The sequence below is a fragment of the Actinophytocola oryzae genome (assembly GCF_004364325.1).
Lineage (GTDB): Bacteria > Actinomycetota > Actinomycetes > Mycobacteriales > Pseudonocardiaceae > Actinophytocola > Actinophytocola oryzae.
In genome coordinates this window covers 442,502-467,216 of the sequence record NZ_SOCP01000003.1, presented here as the reverse complement: position 1 = coordinate 467,216, position 24,715 = coordinate 442,502, and the positions used below count along the sequence as shown (strand labels likewise).

The 24,715-nt window shown below is 71.4% G+C and carries 23 protein-coding genes; 9 read left to right on the top strand and 14 right to left on the bottom strand.

What is annotated here, in order from left to right; all coding sequences use genetic code 11:
* Positions 1-3: 3 nt before the first annotated feature.
* From CLV71_RS09560 to CLV71_RS09550, 3 genes are all read right to left on the bottom strand, one after another.
* Positions 4-783: a CE1 family esterase gene (locus CLV71_RS09560; RefSeq protein WP_243866322.1), complete on the bottom strand. Its 780-nt coding sequence runs from the start codon at positions 781-783 to the stop codon at positions 4-6.
* A 162-nt stretch (positions 784-945) separates the two neighbouring features.
* On the bottom strand, positions 946-1,695 hold the full coding sequence (locus CLV71_RS09555; RefSeq protein ID WP_133902275.1) for a creatininase family protein: 750 nt from the start codon (positions 1,693-1,695) through the stop codon (positions 946-948).
* Positions 1,692-2,360 carry a FadR/GntR family transcriptional regulator gene (locus CLV71_RS09550; RefSeq protein WP_133902274.1) on the bottom strand — a complete coding sequence of 223 codons (669 nt, stop codon included), beginning with the start codon at positions 2,358-2,360 and terminating at the stop codon, positions 1,692-1,694. The genes CLV71_RS09555 and CLV71_RS09550 overlap by 4 nt, the downstream gene beginning before the upstream one ends.
* A gap of 59 nt (positions 2,361-2,419) precedes the next feature.
* Here CLV71_RS09550 and CLV71_RS09545 point away from each other — a divergent pair, with 59 nt between their 5' ends.
* Positions 2,420-3,733, top strand: a complete 1,314-nt coding sequence (locus CLV71_RS09545) for an NAD(P)/FAD-dependent oxidoreductase (RefSeq protein ID WP_133902273.1) — start codon at positions 2,420-2,422, stop codon at positions 3,731-3,733.
* 118 nt (positions 3,734-3,851) lie between these two features.
* On the opposite strand, the gene CLV71_RS09540 is transcribed toward CLV71_RS09545, so the two are convergent.
* The gene (locus CLV71_RS09540; RefSeq protein WP_133902272.1) at positions 3,852-4,715 is read right to left on the bottom strand and encodes a LysR family transcriptional regulator; all 864 of its coding nucleotides are present in this window, start codon (positions 4,713-4,715) and stop codon (positions 3,852-3,854) included.
* A 98-nt stretch (positions 4,716-4,813) separates the two neighbouring features.
* On the opposite strand from CLV71_RS09540, the gene CLV71_RS09535 reads away from it, so the two are divergent.
* Positions 4,814-6,538 (top strand): pyruvate dehydrogenase, encoded by a 1,725-nt coding sequence (locus CLV71_RS09535; protein ID WP_133902271.1) that lies wholly within the window; start codon positions 4,814-4,816, stop codon positions 6,536-6,538.
* A 61-nt stretch (positions 6,539-6,599) separates the two neighbouring features.
* Here CLV71_RS09535 and CLV71_RS09530 read toward each other — a convergent pair whose 3' ends face one another.
* The 10 genes from CLV71_RS09530 to CLV71_RS09485 all read right to left on the bottom strand — a co-directional run bounded on the left by CLV71_RS09530 (position 6,600) and on the right by CLV71_RS09485 (position 14,686).
* Complete coding sequence (locus tag CLV71_RS09530; RefSeq protein ID WP_133902270.1) at positions 6,600-7,217, bottom strand: DUF4232 domain-containing protein; 618 nt, start codon at positions 7,215-7,217, stop codon at positions 6,600-6,602.
* A gap of 64 nt (positions 7,218-7,281) precedes the next feature.
* The gene (locus tag CLV71_RS09525; protein WP_133902269.1) at positions 7,282-7,629 is read right to left on the bottom strand and encodes a hypothetical protein; all 348 of its coding nucleotides are present in this window, start codon (positions 7,627-7,629) and stop codon (positions 7,282-7,284) included.
* Positions 7,629-8,189: a DUF6232 family protein gene (locus tag CLV71_RS09520; RefSeq protein ID WP_133902268.1), complete on the bottom strand. Its 561-nt coding sequence runs from the start codon at positions 8,187-8,189 to the stop codon at positions 7,629-7,631. Before CLV71_RS09520 ends, CLV71_RS09525 begins: the two co-directional genes overlap by 1 nt.
* A gap of 216 nt (positions 8,190-8,405) precedes the next feature.
* On the bottom strand, positions 8,406-9,041 hold the full coding sequence (locus CLV71_RS09515) for an AAA family ATPase (RefSeq protein ID WP_133902267.1): 636 nt from the start codon (positions 9,039-9,041) through the stop codon (positions 8,406-8,408).
* Positions 9,038-9,442: a nitroreductase/quinone reductase family protein gene (locus tag CLV71_RS09510; protein ID WP_133902266.1), complete on the bottom strand. Its 405-nt coding sequence runs from the start codon at positions 9,440-9,442 to the stop codon at positions 9,038-9,040. The genes CLV71_RS09515 and CLV71_RS09510 overlap by 4 nt, the downstream gene beginning before the upstream one ends.
* A gap of 131 nt (positions 9,443-9,573) precedes the next feature.
* The gene (locus CLV71_RS09505; protein ID WP_133902265.1) at positions 9,574-9,801 is read right to left on the bottom strand and encodes a DUF2630 family protein; all 228 of its coding nucleotides are present in this window, start codon (positions 9,799-9,801) and stop codon (positions 9,574-9,576) included.
* A 27-nt stretch (positions 9,802-9,828) separates the two neighbouring features.
* Complete coding sequence (locus tag CLV71_RS09500; protein WP_133902264.1) at positions 9,829-10,506, bottom strand: PP2C family protein-serine/threonine phosphatase; 678 nt, start codon at positions 10,504-10,506, stop codon at positions 9,829-9,831.
* Between the two features lie 231 nt (positions 10,507-10,737).
* Positions 10,738-13,446: an AfsR/SARP family transcriptional regulator gene (locus CLV71_RS09495; protein WP_133902263.1), complete on the bottom strand. Its 2,709-nt coding sequence runs from the start codon at positions 13,444-13,446 to the stop codon at positions 10,738-10,740.
* Between the two features lie 43 nt (positions 13,447-13,489).
* A complete protein-coding gene (locus CLV71_RS09490) occupies positions 13,490-13,948 on the bottom strand; it encodes a GvpL/GvpF family gas vesicle protein (RefSeq protein ID WP_133902262.1) in 459 nt (152 codons plus the stop codon).
* A 9-nt stretch (positions 13,949-13,957) separates the two neighbouring features.
* On the bottom strand, positions 13,958-14,686 hold the full coding sequence (locus CLV71_RS09485) for a GvpL/GvpF family gas vesicle protein (protein WP_133902261.1): 729 nt from the start codon (positions 14,684-14,686) through the stop codon (positions 13,958-13,960).
* 367 nt (positions 14,687-15,053) lie between these two features.
* Here CLV71_RS09485 and CLV71_RS09480 point away from each other — a divergent pair, with 367 nt between their 5' ends.
* From CLV71_RS09480 to CLV71_RS09450, 7 genes are read left to right on the top strand one after another with little or no spacing between them, the layout of a single operon-like run.
* Positions 15,054-17,096, top strand: a complete 2,043-nt coding sequence (locus CLV71_RS09480) for a molybdopterin oxidoreductase family protein (protein WP_133902260.1) — start codon at positions 15,054-15,056, stop codon at positions 17,094-17,096.
* Positions 17,097-17,125: 29 nt separating this feature from the next.
* Entirely contained in the window at positions 17,126-18,562 is a 1,437-nt protein-coding gene (locus CLV71_RS09475) for an FAD-dependent oxidoreductase (RefSeq protein WP_279588719.1), read from the top strand.
* Positions 18,559-20,088, top strand: coding sequence for an MFS transporter (locus tag CLV71_RS09470; RefSeq protein ID WP_133902259.1), 1,530 nt, complete (start codon positions 18,559-18,561; stop codon positions 20,086-20,088). Before CLV71_RS09475 ends, CLV71_RS09470 begins: the two co-directional genes overlap by 4 nt.
* Before the next feature lie 4 nt (positions 20,089-20,092).
* The gene (gene nirB / locus CLV71_RS09465) at positions 20,093-22,588 is read left to right on the top strand and encodes a nitrite reductase large subunit NirB (RefSeq protein ID WP_133902258.1); all 2,496 of its coding nucleotides are present in this window, start codon (positions 20,093-20,095) and stop codon (positions 22,586-22,588) included.
* Positions 22,585-22,920, top strand: a complete 336-nt coding sequence (gene nirD / locus CLV71_RS09460) for a nitrite reductase small subunit NirD (protein ID WP_133902257.1) — start codon at positions 22,585-22,587, stop codon at positions 22,918-22,920. The genes nirB and nirD overlap by 4 nt, the downstream gene beginning before the upstream one ends.
* A complete protein-coding gene (locus CLV71_RS09455) occupies positions 22,917-24,035 on the top strand; it encodes a uroporphyrinogen-III synthase (RefSeq protein ID WP_133902256.1) in 1,119 nt (372 codons plus the stop codon). The genes nirD and CLV71_RS09455 overlap by 4 nt, the downstream gene beginning before the upstream one ends.
* Entirely contained in the window at positions 24,032-24,712 is a 681-nt protein-coding gene (locus CLV71_RS09450) for a sirohydrochlorin chelatase (protein WP_133902255.1), read from the top strand. The genes CLV71_RS09455 and CLV71_RS09450 overlap by 4 nt, the downstream gene beginning before the upstream one ends.
* The last annotated feature ends 3 nt before the right edge of the window (positions 24,713-24,715 follow it).

Below are 24,715 nucleotides of genomic sequence, written 5' to 3'. Positions count from 1 at the left end.
TGCTCACAGCGTGTACCTCCGCACGAACCGCCACAGGACCTCGTGTGCCTCGATGGTCTGCGTCGTGTAGCCGCCGCCGCTGTAGCTGTCGGCGCCCGGCCACGTGTGGCCGCCGTCCGTGACCGCCACGTGCGTCACCTCGGCGCCGCGTGCGCAGCCGACCCAGCGCGAGACCGTCACGTCCGGGTCGATCGTCCTGTCGTGCAGGCGAATCCGGCAGCGGTCGCGTGCGGCCCAGTCGCTCACCCAGTCGGGGATCGCGGGCAGGCCCCGGTCGGCGTCACCCTGGTACGGGATCGTGGCGTCGCCCGTACCGTGGAAGTCGATCACCGGCACCGGGCGGCTCGGGTGGCAGTCGATTCCGTTGGGGTAGAAGGCACCCGCGACCGGCGCGATCGCGGCGAAGCGGTCGGCCAGCACACAGCCGAGGATGCCGACGAACCCGGCGCCGTTGGACTTGCCTGTCGCGTACACGCGGCGTTCGTCCACGCACAGCGTCGCCGACAGCGTGTCCAGCAGGTCGTTCGTGAACGCCACGTCGTCGACGCCCGGCGCGGAGTACGGCGCGCCCTGCCACGCCTGGCGGTCGCCGTCGCCCTCGCCGATGACCCCGTCGGGGTAGGCCACGATCGCGGGCAGCGTCGACAGGTTCGAGAACAGCTCGGTGCCCTCGCCCGTGTTTCCCCTGCCGTGGTAGGCCACGATCAGCGGCCAGTCGCGTTTCCTTTGGTAGTCCTGGGGAAGGTGGAGCTGGTAGGTCCGCGTGAGACCACCGCTCGTCATCGCGTGAAGTTGGCTCGTACCCGGATTCTGTTGTGGAGCAGGGCATCCGCGGGCAGGGGAGGCGGTGGCAACGGGGGTGGTGAGGGCTGTCGCAGCGCAGGCGGCAGCCACGAGGCATGCGAGAGTACGCACGAAAGGTTCCTTTCCGTCGACCTTGACGGGTCAGGCGTCGAGCCAGTCGGCCACGAAGGAAGCGATCCTGTCGACCACTGCGTCCACTATGGACTCACCGTCGGCGGCGGTCACCGTGGTGGGATCGCCGAGGATTCCGTTGGCGCTCAGTAGGTCGTAGCGAACGGGGAGGGAGGGGTGACCGTCTCGACGGGACAGTCGGGCCACTGGATCCAGCTCGTCGAGGGACGTCGTGCCCTTCTCGAGCCGATCCCGACGCACCAGTTCCGGTGCGAGGTGGAGCATCTGGGCGGTCTCCGCCTCGCCGCCGTGGCCGGAGACCTCGGTGGCCGCCGGCATGGCGACGCCGGCGAGCGCGGTCACCGGCGTCCAGGCGAACCGCAGGTCGGGGTGGGTGGTCAGCAGGTCCTGGCCGACCGTGGTCAGGGCGGCGTTGTTGCCGCCGTGGCCGGTGATCACGAGAACCTTCCGCCAGCCGTGGTGGTGGAGGCTCCCGACGTACTCCCGCACGACGGCGGCGAACGTCGTGGTCGAGAGCGTGACGGTGCCTGCGAACGCCATGTGGTGGGGCGAGACGCCGACGGGGATCGCGGGTCCGACGACCACCCTGCCCGGCACCGCGCGGGCCACGCGCTCGGCGACGTGCTCGGCCCGCACGAGGTCGGTCGCGAGCGGCAGGCCGGGCCCGTGCTGCTCGAACGCCCCCGCGGGGATGATCACCACGCCCCCGACCGCGTCGGCGGCCTCGGCCGTGGTCATCGAGCCCAGCCGGACCGTCATGACCTGGGGAAGGTCGCGGCCTGGATCGCCGTCCTGATGGACTCCAGGTGCGTGCGGGTCAGGTGCTCGGCGGCCTCGGCGTCGCCGTCACGCACGGCCGCGCAGATCCGCACGTGCTCGGCGTGGTCGCGTTCACGGTCGTCGTAGCGGTGCCGGATCTCGAGCTGCTCCCGCACCCGCACGTGCAGCAGCGCCTCGACCGACTCCTCGAGCAGCCTGTTGCCGCTCGCCGCCGCGAGTGCGACGTGGAAGTGCACGGCGGGCCGGGTGTGGCCCACCGGCGGGTGCAGCGCGTTGGTGGTCGCGCTTTCCAGACGTGCCAACGCTTCCGGCGACCGCACTCGGGCCGCCACGGCCGCGATCGCCGGTTCGACCACGAGGCGGGCCTCGACCAGTTCCAGCACCGACTCGCGGTCGATCGCCGGGCCGTGCGGGTTGGCGAGGACGCGCCGGTCGATGCCGTCGCCGACGTAGGTGCCCGAGCCGTGGCGGAACTCCACGATGCCCGTCGCCTCGAGCCTGCGCAGTGCCTCCCGCACGGTCGGGGTCGTGACGTCGAACCGCTTGGCCAGGTCGCGCGAGGACGCGAGCGCGGCACCCGGCCCCAGCCGCTGGTCGCGGATGATCTCGACGATACTGTCCGCGAGTCGTTCCGAAAGACTCATGAAGTGACTAAATCACTTGATGAGTTTTGGTGTCAAGCCGGCTGGGGAACGATAGGGGCATGGCGTCGAAGCGAGTCGTGATAGTCGGAGGCGGGTTCGCCGGGTTCGAGGCGGCCAAGGTCCTGCGGAAGATCGTGTCCAGAGCCGGTAGCGATATCGAGATCGTGCTGGTCAACCCCACTGACTACTTCCTCTACCTGCCACTGCTGCCGGAGGTCGCGGCCGCTGTCGTCGACCCTAGGCGGGTGACCGTGTCCCTGCCCGCCGCACTGCCGGGCGTCCGACTCGCACTCGGCTCGGTCCACACGGTCGACCTCGAGGGCCGCAAGGTCGCGTACACCGACCCGGAGGGCGCCGAACGGGCGGTCGACTACGACCGGCTGGTGCTCGCGACCGGCAGCGTCAACAAGCTGCTGCCCATCCCCGGTATCGCCGAGCACGCGCACGGCTTCCGAGGCGTGCCGGAGGCGCTCTACCTGCGCGACCACGTGATCCGCCAGATCGAGCTGGCCGCCGCGACCGACGACGCGGGCGAGCGCGACGCACGCTGCACGTTCGTGGTGGTGGGTGCCGGCTACACGGGCACCGAGGTCGCGGCGCAGGGCCCGCTGTTCACGGCCGCCGTCGCTTCCCGGCACCCCGAGCTGGCCGGGCAGAAGATCCGCTGGCTGCTGCTGGACACCGCGCCGAAGGTGCTCCCGGAGCTGGCCCCGCGCCTGTCCCGCTCGGCGGACAAGGTCCTGCGCTCGCGTGGCGTCGAGGTCATGACGGGTGACTCGGTCGACGAGGCGAAAGCCGACGGCGTGCGCCTCAAGAGCGGTGACTTCGTGGCGACCCGCACGCTGGTGTGGTGCGTCGGCGTGCGGCCGGATCCCCTGGTGCACGGCACGGGCCTGCCGACGCAGGAGGGCAGGCTCGTCACCGAGCCGACGCTGGTCGTACCGGGCCACCCGGAGGTGTTCGCGTGCGGCGACGCGGCAGCCGTACCGGACCTGACCCGCGCGGGCCACGTGACGGCGATGACCGCCCAGCACGCGTCGCGGCAGGGCAAGCTCGCGGGGCAGAACGTGTTCGCGTCCCTGAATGGTGGGCAGCTGAAGAAGTACAAGCACCACGACCTGGGGTTCGTGGTGGATCTGGGCGGCGGCAAGGCGGCGGCGAACCCGCTGCACATCCCGCTCGGGGGCTTCCCGGCGCGGGTGGTGACGCGCGGGTACCACCTGGCGGCCATGCCGGGGAACCGCATCCGGACGGCGGTGGACTGGCTGCTGGACTTCGCGCTCGGACGGCAGTCGGTGCAGCTGGGGCTGGTGAGGAGCCCGCACGTGCCGCTGGACACGGACAGCCCGGAGCTACCACGCGTCAACGGGTGAGGAGGCGCTCGCTGTGGCAGCCGACGGGGTGGCAGGCCTCCCGGCCTGCGCCGGGGCGGTTGGCGGCTGTGGTGACAGGTGGGTCGAGTGGGTGGCGGCCTGCCACTCACTCGGGCGGTCAGCGGTCGAGGATGTGGTCGCGGAAGCGGGTCGACAGGGGTGGCAGGTCGCGGCCTGTCGCCCACGCCAGGCCGATGTCCCGTTGCGCGGGGACGTCCGTCACCAGCAGGTGGGGTGCCGTCGACGGTGAGCGGGGCGGTGGGAGGAGTGCCACGCCGAGGCCTGCCGTGACCAGTCCGCGGAGTGTGTCCACCTCCTCGCCCTCGAAGCCGACTCGGGGGGCGAAGCCCGCCTGCCCGCACAACTCCTCGGTGGTCGCGCGCAGGCCGTAGCCGGGGCGCAGGAGGATGAACGTCTCCTCCGCCGCCTCGGCCAGGCGGATCTCCTGCCTGTCGGCCAGACGGTGGTCGGGCGGGACCGCCAGGTGCAGTGGCTCTACCAGCAGTCGCCGCCAGTCGATCGTCGGCACGCGCGGGTCGCCGCTCGTGAGCACCAGGTCCGCGGTGCCGGCGGTCAGTTCCGTGACCAGGCCCTCTTCTCCGTGCTGGCGTAGTGCGAAGCGGGCTCGGGGGTGTACGTCGCGGAAGTCCCGGATCACCTGTGGCACCAGCCACGTGCCCAGGGTGTGCAGGAACGCGAGTGGCACCGTGCCCGCATCCGGGTCCACCAGTTCGCGGACCTCGCGGACGCCCTGGTCGTAGCTGTCCAGCACCCCGCCCACGCGCTCGGCGAACGCGTGGCCCGCCGGGGTGAGGCGCAGGGTGCGGCCCGCCTTCTGGAACAGCTCGGTACCCACCTCGCGCTCGACTCGCCGCAGCGCGCGGGACAGCGCAGGCTGGGTCAGGCGTGCGCGGGCGGCGGTCTCCGTGACCGTCGCGCCGCCCGCGACCTGACGGAACCAACGAAGTACGGACAGATCCATGATCTGAGTTTATGGATTGCGATGGAAAGCGGCATTGGACGCATGAGTGCGGGCGGCGAATGCTGGACCTTGGGTACTTCCGCCAAGGAGGACGTGAGATGGCTACGGTTGCCGAGCAGCTGGTGAGGGCACTGCGTGAGGCCGGCGTGGAGCGGATCTACGGGATCGTCGGCGACAGCCTCAACCCGGTCGTGGACGCAGTGCGGCGGACCGACGGGATCGAGTGGGTCCACGTGCGCCACGAGGAGGCTGCTGCCTTCGCCGCAGCTGCGGAGGCACAGGTCACGGGCAGGCTGACGGTGTGTGCCGGCAGCTGCGGGCCGGGGAACCTCCACCTGATCAACGGGCTGTACGACGCCCACCGCAGTGGGGCGCCGGTGCTGGCCATCGCCTCGCACATCCCGTCGACGCAGATCGGGACCGGGTTCTTCCAGGAGACGCACCCCGCCGAGCTGTTCAGGGAGTGCAGTCACTTCAGCGAGCTGGTGTCCACGGCCGAGCAGCTGCCGCGCCTGTTGGGCGTCGCTGTGCAGACGGCGGTCGGGATGCGGGGCGTGTCCGTGCTGACGATTCCCGGTGACGTCGCGGACCTGCGGGCCGTGGGCACCGTGTCGGCGCCGATGGTGACGGCCTCGCCCGTGGTGCCGCCGGCCGCCGTGGTATCCGAACTGGCCGCGCTGGTCGATGCGGCGGACAGGGTGATGCTGTTCGCCGGCGCCGGGACGGCTGGGGCCCACCGCGAGGTGATGGCGCTCGCGGAGGCGCTCGCCGCGCCGGTCGGGCACTCGCTGGGTGGCAAGGAGTGGATCCAGTACGACAACCCTTACGACGTGGGCATGAGCGGGCTGCTCGGGTACGGCGCGTGCTACGAGGCCATGCACGAGGCGGACCTGGTGGTGCTGCTGGGGACGGACTTCCCCTACGACAACTTCCTGCCGGGCGTGCGGACGGTGCAGATCGACACCGACCCGGCGCACCTCGGCAGGCGCACACCGCTGGTGCTCGGTGTGCACGGCTCCGTCAGGGAGACCGTCGAGGCGTTGCTGCCACTGGTGGGGCGCAAGATGGACCGGTCGTTCCTCAACCGCATGCTGGAGCGGCACACGAGGAAGCTCGAGCGGGTGGTCGACGCGTATGCCACCGGCGTGTCGAAGCGGACGCCCATCCACCCCGAGTACGCGGCGTCGGTCGTGGACGATGTCGCTGCCGACGACGCGGTGTTCACCGTGGACACCGGCATGGGCAACGTGTGGGCGTCGCGGTACCTGACGCCGAACGGGCGGCGGCGTGTGCTGGGCTCGTTCCGGCACGGCAGCATGGCGAACGCCCTGCCGCAGGCGATCGGGGTGGCGTTGGCGTCGCCGGGGCGACAGGTGGTGTCGCTGTCCGGGGACGGCGGGCTCGGGATGCTGATGGGTGAGCTGCTGACGTTGGCGGCCTACGACCTGCCGGTGAAGGTCGTGGTGTTCAACAACGCGTCGCTGGGCATGGTGAAGCTGGAGATGCTGGTGGACGGGCTGCCCGACCACGGGACCGACCACCCGCCGGTGGACTTCGCCGCCGTGGCCGCCGGCTGTGGGTTGTGGTCGACGCGAGTGACCGAACCGGGGGAGATCCGGGGGGCACTGGAGAAGGCGTTCGCACATCCGGGGCCTGCGGTGGTCGACCTGGTGACCGACCCGAACGCGCTGTCCCTTCCGCCGAAGATCACCGGTGACATGGTGCGCGGGTTCGCTCTGGCCGCCAGCAAGACGGTGCTCAACGGCGGCGTGGGGAAGATGCTGGAGATGGCCCGCAGCAACCTGCGGAACGCGCGTTACTAAGGGAACCTGGTAGCACGTGCTGGGAAGCCCACGAGCGCCCACGCGCCGAGCCCGGTAGGTCCTAGCCGCCGGGTTGGGGCGAGGCCCTGTGCCAGGCTTCGACGCCGAGCCTGCCGGTGTTGCCGAGGTCGATGGTCACGGGGCTCGCGCCGGTGACCTCGTTCGGCATGACCACGGGGACGTCCTGCCACGGCTTGTCCGTGGCCACCGCGACGTCGAGGCGTACCGCGGTCTTGCTCGCGTTGAGGTCCGAGTCGGTGAGGAGGTTGCGCCACAGCAGGCCGGACTGGGCCCGCTCGCCGGGTTGGAGGGTGATGGACTCGGGTGGGAGGGCGTCGAAGCCCGGGACGGTCGCGATGTCGCCAGAGCCGTGGAGGACGGCGACGTCGATCGGCCGTTGTTCGTCGTCGTACAGGCGTAGGCGTGGGTAGCCGCTCACGGTGTAGGGCCTGGTGCCGCAGTTGACCATCTCCACGGTCAGCACGCGGATGCCCATGGCCGCGTCGCCGCCCACTATCGAGAACCCGATGCCCTCTGGCGAGCACACTGGCGGCGGGATGGTGGCGCGTGTGGGCGTGGACGAGGTCACGCCGAGCTTGGGGGCCGCCGCTGCCGTGTCCCGGACGCCGCAGCCCGTGAGCAGGGCCAGCCCCAGGGCTGCCAGCAGGACCCGTCGCATCCCGAGATCGTACCGGTGATCCACTTTTCGGTGTTCGGTCCGGGGTTCGTGGGAACCTGTCCTTTCAGCTCAGTCCGACCGCGAGCTTGAAGGTCTCCCACAGGGCGTTGCCGCCCGCGCCGAGGATCAGCTGCCAGGCCAGCCCTCCCACCCGCCTGCCCGCCTCGATCGCTGCCGGGCTCCTCGTCCTCCCGGAGTCGGCTGCCGACCGGAGTGTGGCCAGATCCGCACGCACAGCGTGCGACTCGTCCTCGGAGAAGGGGAACAGGTCGAGTTTCTCGTCGACGATCTGTGCGACTCTGCGGAACACCCGCGCCTCGTCCGAGGCGGCCTGGTGGATACTCGCGCCAGGCGAGTTGACGATGTTCTGGTCGCCGTTGATGGACTGGTAGTTGAATCGCGGTTCGGGCATCAGCCCATCTCCGGCTGCCTGGCGTTCGCGCCCGGCGAGTTGACGATGTTGTTGTTTCCTTCGACGGTCTGGATGTTGAACACCTGCGAGATGGCGGGGTTGTTGATCGCCTTCATGATCGTGTTGACCAGTTCTCGCATGCTCGTCGCGTCCTCGCTCTGCAGAACTCCGCTGGAGCCCGCCGATGTTTGGAGCGCCAGGGTGAGGAACGGGCTGCGCCGCAACTTGACCGCGGCCCGGACAAGGGCGGCGCCCAGAACGATCCAGGCCGCGGTGACGGCGAGGGAGCGTGTGTCCGGTGGGAGCATGTCGGCCACGAAGTAGAGCGCGACCGCCCCCACGATCCACTTCAGCGTGGACATGATCACCGGAGTCTTCCGGTATTTCCACGGGATCAGCTCGGCCCTGGCGATGTTCTGCAACGGATAGGCTGCCCCGTCAATCCACAGAATTTGTTCTTCCACTCGTACGGTGACCGACGTGTTGCCCACGGAATCCCTCTTCGCGTCGTTCGAGGCGGGATCGTCGATGATTAGTCGCTGTGCCTCGACACGGCGCACAATTCAAGATCCACCTTCATTGGTATGTACTGGAGGTCTCATTCTTTGACCACCGATGCGGGTATCTGTCCTACTGGATCGATTGTTACCGCCCACGTCAAAACGTGACCGCGGTTGCCGTCGCGGATGAGCGCCGGGAACAGTGGCTCCGAATGAGGGCGCAAGTACCGTGAGGCGCAAGCCACTGGTCAGTGACAACCCGCGTGAGACGTTTTCTCAGTCCAGGCGGATGTGCTTGATTCCTGTCCAGGCGCGGCGGACCTGGCCGGTCAGGCGGGAGTCGCTGTTCTCGGTCAGACTCAGGCCCGCTTCGGCGGCCACCTGGTCCGCGACCTCCGGTACGGTCAGGTCGTCCGTCCACACGTGACTGGCGAACTGCTTGTCCCGCAGGCGGTTCAGGCAGGTGTCCAGTTGCCGTCTCGCCCAGGTCTCGCCGCCGTCGTTCGGGCCCAGGCCCACCGCGGACTTCAGCGTGTGGACCAGGTCCCGCTCCTTGAGGCGTTTCAGCACAGTTTCCCTGCGTGCCAACAGTGCGAAGTGGTGGACCTCGTGGCCCAGGTCTCTCAGCCTGCCTACTGTCTCCTCGAAGTATTTCGGTTCTGTCACTGTCATCGGGGCTATCACCGCGCCTTCGTACGAGCGCAGCGTCAGGTCGAGAACCTCCACCACGCCCGTGCGCCAGGACGTCAGATCCTGGAAGTCGGCGCGCAGCCCGGGTGGGAGCATGCGGCGCAACCCGAAGCCCGCGTGCTCCGGGTCGCAGACGACGCTGCCCGCCAGGCGGCGGTGCAACTCGTACGCCGTCTGGGTCTTTCCGCCGCCGAAGGGGCCGTTCAGCCAGATCAGGCTCATGCTCGGGTCAGCGCCACCACCGGGATCTCGCGGTTCGCCTTCTGTTCGTGCTCGACGAAGAACGGGTACGCCGACGTGATCTCCGCCCATGAGCGGGCACGCTCGTCGCCGGTCAGGACTGTCGCCGTGGCCGGGTAGGTCTCGTTGCCCTTCTCGACCCCCACCGACGGGTTCGCCACCAGGTTCGCGTACCAGTCGGGTGCCTTCGCCGCGCCCGCGTTCGACGCCATGACCAGCACCCGGTCGCCGTCCGGGTGGAACATCATCGGGGTTGTGTGGGTCTCGCCCGTGCGGGCACCCGTCGTCGTGAGCAGCAGCAGGCGTTCCCTGTGCATGCCGTCGACCTCGCCGCCCGCGCGGAACTGCTCTATTACCCTGTCGTTGATGGCTTTGATGTCCATGCCGCCACAGTAGACGCGGCCACCGACATGTCACACACAGTCAGCGCGGTCCACAGTGGGCGGACGGCCGGCACCCGAGAGGTCGAAGGCCGGGGGGTGAGACCGCCGCCCACACGCCGTCAGCTCGACCTCTACTGCAGGTAGCCCTCCACGACCCCGGCAGGACGGGACTCCGCCTCGTCGGGGTTCTCGCCTGCCGAGCGGCGGGCGCGGCGCTGGCGAAGCAGGTCCCAGCACGTGTCCAGCTCGACTTCGATGGCCTTCATGCGCTCGTGGTCGGGTTCGTGGCCCGCACGCTCCAGCTTGTGCTCCTCGTCGATGAGCGCGCCGATGCGGGCCGAGATCTCTTTGTCGTCCATGGGTACATGCTGCACGAGAACGCCGGGCTACGCCGCCACCGGGAACGGACGCGTCGGCAGCGGGGTGGCCGGGCTGGGCGCACCGGCCAGGACGGCCGCCGTCGCGTTGTCCCTGGCACCCGCCTCGCCCGCCGCCCGTACCAGTGCGTCGGCCGGGTTCGGGGCCTCGCGGAGGAGTGCGGCCATCTCCTCGTCGGTCAGGTACCTGTGCACGCCGTCGCTGGTCAGGAGCAGGCTCGTCGCGCTGGTCTCCGTGAGGCCGTACCGGCTCGCGGGCGCGGTCCGCACGCTCGTGGTGACCAGGTGCTCCATCCTGGGCGTGACGTCCTCGCCGTGGTCGCGGAAGTACTGGGCGAGAGTGTGGTCGGTCGTCAGCCTGCGCAGCGTCGTGCCGTCCCACGCGTAGGCACGTACGTCGCCCACCCAGCCGATGCGGTAGCCACCCTCGAACGGCTGAGCGACCACCAGGACGCAGTCACCTGCGGTGACGGCCTCGTGGGCCGCGGCCAGTGCCGAGGCAGGTCCGCCTGCGGCGGGTACGCCCACGGCCGCGTTGGCCGCGAGGAGTGCGGCGTTGGCCGCCGTGATGTCGTCGCCGATCCCGTCGGCCAGTGCCACCGTGCCGCCGCACGAGGCGACCGCATCCGCGTTGACCGCGCGGCCACCCTGGCGGCTGGCGGTCCGCCATGCCTGTCGAGGTTCCATCTCAGCCTCCCTACCAGCAAGAATGCGGTGGAAAGCTGAGTGTTGGCTGTGGCGTGGATGATGGTCGGCTGTGGAACGGGTCGGCGCCGGCGTCGCCGCCCCGTCAGTCAGCTAGCAGCCGCAGCCGCCGCTGCAGCAGCCGCCGCTGCAGTCGTCGCCGCAGCCACATCCACATCCACCTCGCATGGCAACCTCCCGTGACTTGGTCCGATACATGCGCATTCGAGGACGTTACGGACTGGATGCCGTGATCACAGGACCCGTTCGGGGGGCATTTTCGGGTGACCCGTCCGTGCGACCGGTGCCGATCAACGCCCGGATGACCTGTGCCCGCGCCGCGTGCCTGCGGGCCTCGACCCCGTCGCCCCGCGTCTCGTGGAGGCTCGCGAGCAGCTCCGCGACGTCCGCCTCCGAGCGGCGGTCGCCGTTGCGGTGGTGGCGGGCCAGCGCCGTCGTGAGCAGGTCGCCTGCCGCGGTCAGCTCGCCGGAGCGCAGGCACAGCTCGCCGAGGCTCTGGTTCGTGTAGCCGACGCAGTGCTCGTCGTCCAGCTCGTGGAAGATCGTCAGTGCCCTGCCGAGGTGGTCGCGGGCGGCACGCAGGTCGCCGCGACGCTGGTGCAGGGTCGCGATCCGCTTCAGCGCGTGTGCCTCGCGGTGGCGGTCGCCGATCGCGGCACACAGCTCGTAGGCGTCGGTGAACCAGCGGCCCGCCGGCGCCAGACAGCCGAGCGCCAGCCAGACCGACCCGGCCGCGAGCCGGACCACCGCCTCGCCGTGCCGGTCACCGACCCGCGCGAACAATCCCAGCGCGGCGTGGCAGCGGTCGAGTGCGCGGTCGTGCTCGCCGAGGATGCGCAGCACGGAGCCGAGCCCCGCGAGCGCGACGGCGGCGCCCCGGTCGTCACGCAGCTCCGCGAACAGCTCGTGCGCGGTGGTGAACGCGGCACGCGCCCCGGGGTACTCGTCGCGGTACAACGCGACCTGGCCGAGGTTGCGCAGGATGATCGCCTCGCCGCGCCGGTCGCCACAGCGGCGTGCGGCGGCGAGGGCACGCACATGGGTCCGCCGCCAGTCGTCCTGGTGGCCACGCAGGTCGAAGTAGGGCGCGAAGGTGGCCGCGAGGCGCCACGCGTGGTCGTCGAACCCCCACGCCTCCGCGAGCGACACCATGGCGACACCGGTGTGGCGTTCGGCGTCGAACCACTCGACCGCGTCCCCGTCCGGGTCGGACACCACCGGCAGCACACCGAAGTAGGGCATCCCCGCCGCCGCGGCGGCCGCCCGGTCCAGGTAGCGGGAGAGGACCCGGTCCACCGCCTTGTCGTCCCGTTCGGACAGTTCGGCGGCGAAACACCGCAGCAGGTCGTGCAACCGGTACCGGTCGGGGCCGACCAGCTCCACGAGATGGTTGTCCACCAACAGGTCCAGCACGTCGTCGGCGGTGTCGCGGTCGAGCAGCGCACCGACCACCCAGCCCGGCCAGCGGACCGGCCCGAGCAGCCCGAGCAGCCGGAACGCCCGCGCCGCGTCCTCCGGCAGGGACGCGTAGCTCAGGCCGACGCTCGCCCGCACGGCAAGGTCTCCGACCGACAGCTCGTCGAGACGGCGCCGCTCGTCACGCAGCCGGTCGGCGAGGGTGCGCAGCGTCCAGCCGCGGCGGTGGGCGAGACGCGTGCCGGCCACCCGGATGGCCAGCGGCAGCCGGCCGCAGAACCGCAGGATCGCCGCCGCGCTGTCGGGTTCGGCGTTGGTGCGGGCGGCGCCGACGATGCCGGCGAGCAGGCTGGTCGCCTCCGGCTCGCCGAGCACGTCCAGCTCGACCGGGTGCGTGCCGACCAGGTCGGGCAGCATGACCCGGCTCGTCACGAGCACCGACGAACCACCCGCGCCGGGCAGGAGCGGCGCGACCTGCGCCGCCGAGCACGCGTCGTCGAGCACGAGGCACATGCGGCGGGAGGCGAGCGCGGACCGCAGCAGCGCGGCGCGTTCGGTGAGCGTGCGGGGCAGGTCGGTGACGCCGACCGCCCGCAGCAGCTCGGGCAGCACGTCCATCGGCCGCCGTGGTGTCGGCGCGGTGCCGGCGAGGTCGAGGTGGAGCTGGCCGTCGGGGAACGCGGCACGCGTCAGGTGCGCGACCCGCACGGCCACGGCCGACTTCCCGACACCGGGTGGACCGGACAGGACGACCACGGTCGGGCTGTCCCGGTCGCTGACGAGGCCGACCAGCTCGCCGACGAGGTCGTCACGGCCGGTGAAGTCGGGCAGGTCGCGGGGGAGCTGGCACACCGGGGTCAGCGCGGCGAGCAACTCGGGGCCCGGCGTCGTGTCCAGCTCGGCACGCAGGACCCGCGCGGCCTCGGTGTAGGCGGCCACGGCGTCGGCCCGCCTGCCCGATGCGGTGAGCCCGTGGATGAGCAGCTGCCACAGCTCCTCGCGCAGCGGGTGCTCGCTCAGCAGGCCACGCAGCTCCGCGATGGCGGGCTCGTGCTCGCCCCGGTCGATGCCCGCGCGCAGCCGCTCCTCCCTGGCGGCCAGCCACAGCTCGGTGACCCTCGCCCTGGTCGGCTCGAACTCGTCGCAGGGCGGGAGGTCGTCGAGGAAGCCGCCGCGCCACAGGTCCGGGTCGCGGGTGTCCTCGAACCGGCACAGGTCGATCTCCTCTGGCGACGCCCGCAGCAGGTACCCACCCGGCCGGTGCTCGATGCGGTTGTCGAGCAGCCTGCGCAGGCCGTGCACGTAGGTGCGCACGTTGGCGGCGGCCGAGCGTGGCGGCGAACCCGGCCAGAGGACGTCGACGAGGACGTCGGTGCTGACCGCGGTGTTGGGCCGCAGCAGGAGTGTGGCCAGCAGCAGGCGGGGCTTGGGGCCGCCGAGCGCGACCTGCCGCCCGTCGACCTCGGCCTCGAGAGGCCCGAGCACCCGGAACGCGACCGTCGCCACGTCGGGGATGGTATGCGGGGAGTGTCCGAAAGGGAACAGTCCGTCAGATCGGCGGTGCGGGCACGAAGCTGACCGGGGGCAGCGGCCCCGTGCACTCGGTCTCCACGCCGGCCAGGTGGGTCAGCGCGGTGATCACGGCGCGGGCGGAGGCCACGTCCTCGTGGGGGAGCAGGAACGCGCGGCGTTCCTCCGTCGGGACGCGGTCGGGGAGCAGGACCTGGCCGCGGGCCGCCGCGGCGACCGGCGCCAGCAGTGCGTCGGAGCGGGCCCGGCGCCACGTGACGAGGTCGTAGGTCGACCGGGTACCGGACAGGCGCTCGTCGTGGGCCGCCACCAGCGCCTCCTCCTCGTCGAACCGCAGGCAGGCGTGGACCTCGACCAGGCCGTCGAGCATCGCGGGCCGCATGCGCGGACGAGGCGGGGAGGCCGGATCATCCCAGGTCACCAGCGGGACCGAGCGCTGGTGACCGGCACGCACCACACCGTGGAGCAGCAGGCTCACGGCGTGCGCTCACCTCGCAGGTGCCGCCGCCCCGGCGGACACGTCGAGGCTGACGAACGAGTACGGCGGCCACGGGCCCGTTACCTCGACCGCGATCCCCTCGTGGTTCCTCGTCGCGGCGTGGAAGTCGGCCTCGGCGTCGCGGTGCACCAGGTAGGCGTTGTCGAGCAGGGACGCCCGCCTGCCGAGGGCCGCGATGTCCGTGGCGTGGCGGGACACCTCCTCGTGCAGCCGGGAGGCCGCCTCGGAGCCCTCGCGCCTCGCGCGGGCCGCGGCGGCGAGGCGGTCGCGGCGCACGGCCATGTACTCCGTGTGGGACAGGTCCTCCGGGTTGACCTCGGCAGGCCGGTCCGGTGGGGTGAACCGGGCCCGCACACCCCACTCGCGGTGGTCCCTGACCCGGTCGAGCCAGGCGCTCGCCTCTGCGTGGTGCTCGGTGAGCAGCGCGACCGCGGCGGTCTCGTCCGGCACGGTCGTGCCGAACCGCAGCGGCAGCACGGGGTGGTGTTCGAAGATGGCCCGCACCACGACGTCGTGCCGCCTGGCGAGCATGAACAGCGGGTCGTCCTCGCTCGGTGCCCACTTCAGCGACTCGAGCGCGGCGAAGGGGGCCAGCTCGACCTCGGCGACGACGAGCGCCAGCCCGCCGTGCGTGACCAGGCGGATGTCCACCGGTCCGGCGGGGTCGAGCATGTGTGCTCGGGTGATCGCGTAGGCACACAGACCTCTACTGTCCACAGTGGATCTCTCATCTGTCGGGCTGTCGTCCCCCACGTCCGTCGCCCGGTCTGATCGAAACCGGCGGAGCGGGCGTTACTCGCTCGAACACGTGGTCCTGTTACAGGAAATCGCTTGCTGCACCGCTTTCGGGCGCTCAGTAGGCGAGGTGGCGGGCACGATCGCCGCAATCGGCCCAGTGCGGTACGACCATCCGACCCCAAGAACATTGGTCCTGGCATTTCCTCACAGATAAACGGACGGGACGGCCCTCACCGCCGCCGTGTGCACGCCGCGCAGGCAATGTCGCACACCCGAAACATTCGCGCACCCGGGCGTAACGCGTGCTCCATAGCGTCGCAGGCAGCCGACCCGAGGAGGACAGCGCGTGACGATCGCTACGCCGCGCACTGGCACCACCGACACCCACTGCCCCTACTGCGCGCTCCAGTGCGGCATGCGGATAGCCGGGAAAACCGTTGAGCCACGGGACTTTCCCACCAACCGGGGCGGCCTGTGCCAGAAGGGCTGGACCTCGGCGGCACTGCTCGACTCACCGGGCAGGCTGACCGAGCCGCTCGTCCGGGTGAACGGGAGGTTACGACCGACCACCTGGGACCACGCGCTCGACCTCGTCGCCGACCGGCTCGTCGAACTCCAGGCAGCACACGGCCGTGACGCCGTGGCCGTGTTCGGCGGTGGGGGTCTCACCAACGAGAAGGCCTACCAGCTCGGGAAGTTCGCCAGGGTCGCGCTTGGCACGTCGCGGATCGACTACAACGGACGGTTCTGCATGTCCTCGGCCGCGGCGGCCGGGATGAAGGCGTTCGGGATGGACCGGGGGATGCCGTTCCCCGTGGAGGACCTGCGGCGTGCGGACGCGGTCCTGCTCGTCGGCGGCAACCCGGCGGAGACGATGCCGCCGTTCGTCCAGCACCTGCGGGACGCCGAGCTGGTCGTGGTCGACCCGCGCCGGTCGGCGACCGCCGAAAAGGCCGCGCTGCACCTCCAACCCGCACCGGGGACGGATCTCGCGCTGGCACTGGGCATCCTGCACGCGGTGGTGGCGGACGGCCACCTGCGCCACGACTACCTCGCCGCCCGCACAACGGGTTTCGACGACGTGTGGCGGATCGCGGCGGCGTGGTGGCCGGAGCGGGCCGAGCGGGTGACGGGTGTGGCGGCAGGCGACCAGCGGGCCGCCGCCGCGCTGCTCGCCCGTGCCGCCAACGCCTTCGTGCTGACGGCGCGGGGGACCGAACAGCACGCGCGTGGCACGGACATGGTGAGCGCGTGGATCAACCTCGCGCTGGCGCTGGGTCTGCCCGGCAGGCAAGGGTCGGGTTTCGGCTGCCTGACCGGGCAGGGGAACGGGCAGGGCGGCCGCGAACACGGCCAGAAGGCCGACCAGCTGCCCGGCTACCGCAGGCTCGACGACCCGGCCGCCCGCGCGCACGTGGCCGCGGTGTGGGGCGTCGATCCCGAATCGCTGCCCGCACCCGGCGTCTCGGCCTACGAGCTGCTGGACGAGGGCCCGCGCGGGCTGCTCGTGTTCGGCAGCAACATCGCCGTGTCCGCGCCACACGCCAACCGAACGACACGCAGTCTGTCCGAAGTGGACCTGTTGGTGGTCGCGGACGTCGTGCTGTCCGAGACCGCGGCGATGGCCGACGTCGTGCTACCGGTGACGCAGTGGGCGGAGGAGGACGGCACGCTCACCAACCTCGAGGGGCGGGTCCTGTTGCGGCGCAGGGCGGTCCGGCCGCCGGAGAACGTGTGGACGGACCTGGAGGTGCTGCACGGGTTGGCGGTGCGGCTCGGGCAGCCGCCGGCACGGTTCCCGGTCGAGGCCGAGGCCGTGTTCGACGAGCTGCGGCGGGCGTCGGCGGGCGGGCTTGCCGACTACTCCGGCGTCACCTACGACCGGCTCCGGGACGGCGAGGCGTTGCACTGGCCGGTGCCCGCCGTCGACCACCCCGGCACCCCGCGTGCCTTCCTCGACCGGTTCGCCCACGCCGACGGGCTGGCCAGGTTCGTGCCGGTCGACCACAGCGGACCGGCCGAGCCGCCGGACGACGAGTTCCCCCTGCAGGCCACCACCGGACGGGTGTTGCAGCACTACCAGTCCGGGGCGCAGACCCGTCTCGTGCCGGAACTGGCGGCGGCCGTGCCGGAGGTCCACGTCGAGGTGCATCCCGACGCCGCGGCACGGGCGGGCCTCGCGGACGGTGACCTCGCCGCAGTGGTGTCCCGCCGAGGGACCGTCCGCGCGCGGGTGCGCTGCGTGGCGACGATCCGGGTCGACCTCGTGTTCCTTCCGTTCCACTTCCCCGGTTCCGGCAGCGCGAACCTGCTCACGAACCCGGAGCTGGACCCGACCAGCCGGATGCCCGAGTTCAAGGTCTGCGCCGTGCGGCTGGAGGTAGCGTGAGCGGAGCGTTGCGGGACCGCGGAGCCGGTGTGAGGGTCGTCGTCGTCGGGTATGGCATGGCCGGAGCGCGGCTTGCCGAACGGATCCGTGGCAAGGGCGGGAACGTCGAGCTGACCGTGCTCGGTGCGGAGCCCCACGCCGCCTACAACCGGATACTTCTCTCCAGCGTGGTCGGTGGCGGCCTGACACCCGAGATGGTCCGCCTGCACGACGAGGACTGGGCGCGGCGCCACGACGTCGACCTGCGCATCGCCACCACGGTGTCGGCCATCGATCGCGCGGCACGCCACGTCATGCTCGCCGACGGCTCCACTGTGGACTACGACGTGCTGGTGCTCGCCACCGGCAGCAGGCCGTGGGTGCCGCCGACCGAGGGACTGCTCGTCGACGGCGTGCTCGCACCGGGCGCCGCGACCTTCCGCACGCTCGACGACTGCGAGCGGATCGTCGCGGCTGCCGCGCCAGGCACGCCGATCGCCGTACTGGGCGGCGGTTTGCTCGGCATCGAGGCCGCCAGAGGACTGGCGGGCCGGGGCAACCCCGTCACGGTCGTGCACCCCGTCGGTCATCTCATGGAGCGCCAGCTCGACCGCGGCGCGGGGCAGGTGCTCGCCGCCAGGCTCGCTACGCTCGGTGTCGAGGTGCGGCTCGGCGTGAAGGCCGCCAGGTACGTGCCGGGCGACGGACTCAAGCTCGACGACGGCAGCCACGTGCCCGCCGGCTTCGTCGTCGTGTCCACGGGTGTCATCCCCGAGACGACCCTCGCGCGGGACGCCGGGCTGACCGTGGAGCGCGGCATCGTCGTCGACGACTCCCTGCGCACCGACGACGCCGCCATCCACGCCATCGGGGACTGCGCCCAGCACCCCGGCACCGTCTCGGGGCTCGTGCAGCCGGCGTGGGAGCAGGCCGAGGTGCTCGCGGACCTGCTGACCGGCACCTCGACGACCACCCGCTACCGGGGCACGGCGAACGTGACCCGGTTGAAGGCAAGGGATGTCGACCTCGCCGCGTTCGGGGACGTCCACGCCGAAGTGGACAACACCGACGCGGAAGTCCTGTGCCTGAGCGATCCCACCCGGGGCCGGTACGCGAAGCTCGTCCTGCGGGACGACCGGGTGACCGGCGCGATCGTGCTCGGCGTCCCGGACGCGGCCGCCACGATCACCCAGCTGTACGACCGGGGGATCCCCGCGCCGTCGGACCGCATCGCCCTGCTGCTCGGCCGAACGCTCCCACCGGGCGTCTCCGTCGCACACAGTCCCGTCGACCTTCCCGCGGCGACAACGGTGTGCCGCTGCAACACCGTCAGCAAGAGCCAGCTGGTGAAGGCCTGGCGCGGCGGCGCACGCGGCGTTTCCGGCCTCGCCACGGCGACCAGGGCCACCACGGGCTGCGGCGGCTGCCACGACACCGTCTCCGCCATCGCCGACTGGCTCGCGAGCGCAGAGGAGACCCCCGCGTGACCACGACCACCGAAGCCCCCACAACCGTCGCGCCCGCCGGAAGGCGTGGCCGCTGGATCGACGACTGGAACCCCGACGACGAGGTGTTCTGGGCGACCACCGGAAAGCGGATCGCCCGCAGGAACCTGATCTTCTCGATCTTCGCCGAGCACCTCGGGTTCGCCATCTGGGTGCTGTGGTCGGTGGTCGTGCTCAGCCTCGCCAACGCGGGGCTGCCGATGTCGCTGTCCGAGGCGTTCTGGCTCACGGCGATCCCCAACCTGGTCGGCTCCGCGCTGCGCATCCCGTACACGTTCGCGGTGCCGAGGTTCGGCGGTCGCCTGTGGACGGTCGTCAGCGCGAGCCTGCTGCTGGTCCCTTCGCTGCTGCTGGCCTTCCTCGTGCCGAGCGGCTTCCTCGCGGACCAGTCGCACGACACGCAGTTCTGGGTGCTGCTGGTGTGCGCGGCGACCGCGGGGGTCGGCGGTGGCAACTTCTCGTCGTCGATGGCCAACATCTCGTTCTTCTACCCGGAACGCAGGAAGGGCCTCGCACTAGGGCTGAACGCGGCAGGCGGCAACCTCGGCGTGGCGGTCGTGCAGCTCGTCGTGCCGCTCGTGGTGATCATCGGCGTGCCCGCGGGCGCGGCGAAGCTGCCGCGCCACGAGGTGCACCTGGCCTACGCCGGCCTGATCTGGATCCCGTTCGCCGTGATCGCCGCGTTGTGCGCGTGGTTCTTCATGGACAGCCTCACCCAGGCGCGGGCCGACACCCGCTCGTACGTGACCGCGTTGCGGCACGGGCAGACCTGGGTCATGTCCGTCCTCTACATCGGCACGTTCGGCTCGTTCATCGGCTACTCCTTCGCACTGCCACTGGTCATCAAGAACACCTTCCCGGAGTTCCTCGCCGCCAACCCGTTCGTCGCCACCTACCTCGCCGGGCTCGGGTTCATCGGCGCGTTGGTCGGGTCGGTCGCGCGGCCCTTCGGCGGGTGGCTCTCCGACCGGATCGGCGGCGCGCGGGTGACGTTCGCGTGCTTCGTCGGCATGGGTGCGTTCACGCTGCTCGCCATGGCGGGTGTCAACACGCACAGCTTCGGGTTGTTCTTCGGCTCCTACCTGGTGATCTTCCTGCTCTCCGGCGCGGGCAACGGTTCCACGTACCGGATGATCCCGGTGATCTTCGGTGAGCTGGGCCGCAGGGAGGCCGCCGAGAAGGGCCTCGCGGAGTCGGCGACCGCGCTGCGGTTCCGGCGTGAGGCCGCCGCCGTGATCGGGATCGCCGGTGCGGTCGGGGCGTTCGGCGGGTTCCTCGTCCAGCTGGTCTTCCGGCAGGCGAGCCTGGGGGTCACGGCCAAGGTCACCGCCGCGGACAGCCTCGCGGAGAAGCAGGCCGTCGCGGCGGCCAACCAGGACTGGTCGACGTCCGCGCTGTGGGTCTTCCTCGCCGCCTACGCCGTGTTCGCGTTCCTGACCTGGTTCTACTACCTGCGCCGGAGGTTCGCGGTCGACCGCGTCCCGAGCCTGGCGCACGCGGGGGTGTGAGTCCATGCCGAGAACACTCGTGGTGGCCGGGCACGGTCCTGTCGGGCACCGGCTCGTGACCGCGCTGCGGTCGCGGGACACGGCGGGGGACTGGCGGGTCGAGGTGTTCGCCGAGGAACACCGTCCCGCCTACGACCGGGTCGCGCTGACATCCTATGTGGACACGTGGGACCCAGTCGCGCTCCAGCTGGACGGCGCGACGTTCGACGGCGACGACCTCGTCACGCCGCACCTAGGCGACCCCGTCACCGCGATCGACCGCACGGCACGAGAGGTCCACACCACCAGTGGGTCCACTGTGGAGTACGACGCGCTCGTGCTCGCCACCGGATCGTACCCGTTCGTGCCACCCGTGCCAGGCCGCGACCTGCCCGGCTGTCACGTCTACCGCACGATCGACGACCTCGACGCGATCCGTGCGTCGGCGGCGAGGTCGGGCCGTGGCAGGCGTGCCGCGCTCGTCGTCGGTGGCGGCCTGCTCGGGCTGGAGGCCGCGAAGGCGTTGCGGGACATGGGACTTTCGCCGCACGTCGTCGAGCTGGCGCCGCGGCTCATGCCGCTCCAGGTCGACGAGGGCGGCGGCGGGCTGCTGCGCAGGCTGATCGAGAAGCTGGACGTGACCGTGCACGCGGGCACCGGCACGAAGTCCATCGAGGAGGACCGGGGGCGCCTGCTCGCCACGCTGTCCAACGGGACCGAGCTGGACGTGGACCTCGTGGTGTTCTCCGCGGGCATCCGGCCGCGTGACCAGCTGGCCCGCGAGGCCGGGCTCACCGTCGGCGAACGCGGCGGTGTCGCGGTCGGGTCCGACTGCGTCACCAGCGACCCGCACATCTACGCGGTCGGCGAGTGCGCCTGCGTCGACGGCACCGTCTACGGGCTCGTCGCGCCGGGCAACGCCATGGCCGAGGTGGTCGCCGACCGGCTCCTCGGTGGACGGTCGCGGTTCGAACACGGTGACACGTCGACCAAGCTGAAGCTCCTCGGCGTCGACGTCGCGAGCTTCGGGGACGCCCACGCGACGACCGAGGGTGCCCTGGAGGTCGTGTTCAACGACGCCGTCTCCGGCTCCTACAAGAAGCTCGTGGTGTCCGACGACGCGAGAACGCTGCTGGGTGGTGTGCTGGTCGGCGACGCCGAGCAGTACCCGCTGCTGCGCCCACTGGTCGGCCGCGACCTCCCCGGTGATCCGGCCGCCATGATCGGCCCGGCCGGCGCCCCGGCGATGGGTGTCGGCGCCCTGCCGGACGAGGCGCAGGTCTGCTCGTGCAACGCCGTCACCAAGGGCACGATCGACGCCGCGATCACCGACGGCTGCGCGGACGTCCCGAGCCTCAAGGCCCGCACCAGGGCCGGCACGACCTGCGGCTCGTGTGTCCCCATGCTCAAACAGCTCCTGACCGCCGCCGGGGTCGAGCAGTCCACCGCCCTGTGCGAGCACTTCCCCCAGCGGCGTGCGGAGCTGTTCGAGATCGTGCGCGTCACCGGCATCCACACGTTCAGCGAGCTGATCGACCGCCACGGCACCGGCTCCGGGTGTGACATCTGCAAGCCCGCCGTCGCGTCCATGCTGGCGTCGCTCGGCAACGGACACATCCTCGACGGCGAGCAGGCCGCACTGCAGGACACCAACGACCACTTCCTCGCCAACATCCAGCGCAACGGCACCTACTCGGTCGTGCCACGCATCCCGGGCGGCGAGGTCACACCCGAGAAGCTCCTGGTGATCGCGCAGGTCGCGCTGGACTTCGGCCTGTACACGAAGATCACCGGCGGACAGCGGATCGACCTGTTCGGCGCGACCGTGGACCAGCTGCCCGCGATCTGGCGGCGGCTCGTCGACGCGGGTTTCGAGTCGGGCCACGCCTACGGCAAGGCACTGCGCACGGTCAAGTCCTGCGTCGGCGACACCTGGTGCCGGTACGGGGTGCAGGACTCGGTGCGTCTCGCCATCGAGCTCGAGCTGCGTTACCGTGGTCTGAGAGCGCCCCACAAGATCAAGGCTGCCGTCTCGGGCTGTGCACGCGAGTGTGCTGAGGCCAGGGGCAAGGACTTCGGGGTCATCGCAACGGAGCATGGCTGGAACCTGTACGTCGGTGGCAACGGCGGGTTCAACCCGAGGCACGCGGAGCTGTTCGTGTCCGATGTGGACACCGACACCCTGTTCCGTCTCATCGACCGGTTCCTGATGTTCTACGTGCGCACGGCCGACCGGCTGCAGCGCACGGCCGCCTGGATCGAGGCCATGGCGGGCGGCGTCGAACACCTGCGGGAGGTGATCGTGGACGACAAGCTGGGCATCTGCGACGACCTGGACGCGGCGATGGCCAAGCACGTCGAGTCCTACTCGGACGAGTGGGCAGGCGTGCTCGACGACCCCGCGAAGCTGGCGAGGTTCCGGTCCTTCGTGAACGCCCCTGGCACCCCGGACCCGACCGTCGCGTTCCGCGAGGAGCGTGGCCAGCCGGTCCCGCTCGGCCTGCCGGTGGTGCGCGGATGACCGCCGTCGAGACCTGGACGCGGGTGTGCGTGCTCGCCGACCTGCTCCCCAACCGTGGCGTCGCCGCGCTGCTGGACGGCGACGAGCAGGTCGCGGTGTTCCGGACCGCCGACGCCGTGTACGCGCTCGCCAACATCGACCCGTTCAGCGGTGCCGCGGTCCTGTCCAGAGGGCTCGTCGGCGACGTCGGCGGGGTGCCGGTGGTCGCCTCACCCATGCACAAACAGCACTTCGACCTGCGGACGGGCGTCTGCCTCGACAACCGCGAGGTCGCCGTGACGGTCTACCCGGTACGGGTCGACGGCGACGCGGTCCTGGTCGGGCGCCCGTGACGGCGCCACTGGCCGGGTACACCGTCGGCGTGACCGCGGCCCGGCGTGCCGACGAGCTGGGTGCGCTGCTGGAGAGGCGTGGCGCGGTCGTCCAGTATGGACCGGCCATCCGGATCATCCCGCTCGCCGACGACACCGACCTGCTGCGCCAGACCGAGGCGTTGATCGACGTGCCGGCCGACGTCGTGGTCGCCACCACCGGCATCGGGTTCCGCGGCTGGGTCGAGGCGGCCGAGGGGTGGGGTCTCGGCGACCGCCTCCTGACGTCGCTGGCCAAGGCGACCGTGCTGACCCGTGGTCCGAAGGCGAAGGGCGCGGTCCGGGCCGCCGGGCTCGTCGAGGAGTGGTCGCCCGCCTCCGAGGCGAGTGCCGAGCTGTTGGAGTACCTGCTCGAGAAGGGCGTGACGGGCAGGCGGATCGCCGTGCAGCTGCATGGTGAGCCGCTAGCCGACTTCGTGGACGCGTTGCGGGAAGCGGGTGCCGAGGTGGTCGAGGTGCCGGTGTACCGGTGGACCGGTCCGGCCGACCCGGCGCCGCTCCACCGGCTGCTCGACGCGTTGGTCGCGGGTCAGCTCGACGCGATGACGTTCACCTCGGCACCCGCCGCGGCCTCGGTGCTGCGGACCGCCGAGTCGCTCGGCCGCGCCGACGAGGTGCTCGACGCGTTGCGGTACCGGGTGCTCGTGGTGTGCGTCGGCCCGATCACGGCACGGCCGCTGGCGCGGGTCGGCGTGCCGGTGATCCAGCCCGCGCGGGCCAGGATCGGGGCGCTCGTGCGGGAGCTGGCCGTGGCACTGCCGAGCCGGGCGACCAGGGTGCGGGTGGATGGTCGGGTGCTGGAGCTGCGTGGTCAGGCCGTGCTCGTGGACGAGGAGCTGCGACCGGTGCCGCCCGCGCCGATGGCGGTGCTGCGTGCGCTGGCGGCGGACCCCGGCCGCGTGCTGTCACGGGGGATGCTCGCAGGCGTCCTGCGCAGGCACTCGGGCCGAACGGACACAGTGGACGCACACGCGGTCGAGAGCGCGGTTGGCCGGTTGCGTGCGGCCCTCGGCGTGCCCGGCGCGGTGACCACGGTCGTGAAGCGCGGCTACTGCCTCGCGGTGGACCCGGCGTGAGCCCGCCACTGGTGCTGGTCGCACACGGCACGCGAAACCCGGCAGGCACCGCCACGACCGAGGCACTCGCCGACCTCGTACGCGAGTGGGTGACCGACGTCCGGGTGGCCTACGCCGACGTCTGCCAACCCGACGTGACCACGGTCCTGCGCGAGGTCGACGGCCCGGCGATCGTGGTGCCCGCGTTCCTCGCGGCCGGCTACCACGTGCTGGTCGACCTCCCGGAGCAGGTCCGCGCCTCGGGCGTGCCCGCGGTGATCACGCCACACCTCGGCGCGGACCTCGTGGCCGTGGCACGCCAACGGCTCCTTGAGGCGGGCTGGCGACCCGGTCAGCGGATCGTCCTGGCGGCGTCGGGATCGAGCGATGCCCAGGCCCGGACGGAGGTCCGCACCGCGGCCCGACGCCTCGGCGCCGAGCGCGTCGGGTTCGTGGCCGCCTGCGAGCCCGCACTGGGTACGGTGACCACAAAGGACACCGCCGTCGCGAGCTGGTTCCTCGCGCCCGGCCTGTTCCACGACCGGGCGACACACTGTGGTGCCCGGACCGTCGCCGCGCCACTGGGCGTCCACCCGGCGATCGCCCAGCTCATCGTGCTCCGGTATGCAACGGTTCGTGAACATTGGGTATCGGAGGGCCTGCCGGGACTTGGCCGGAGGGTGTCCCTGCGGCAATGATGG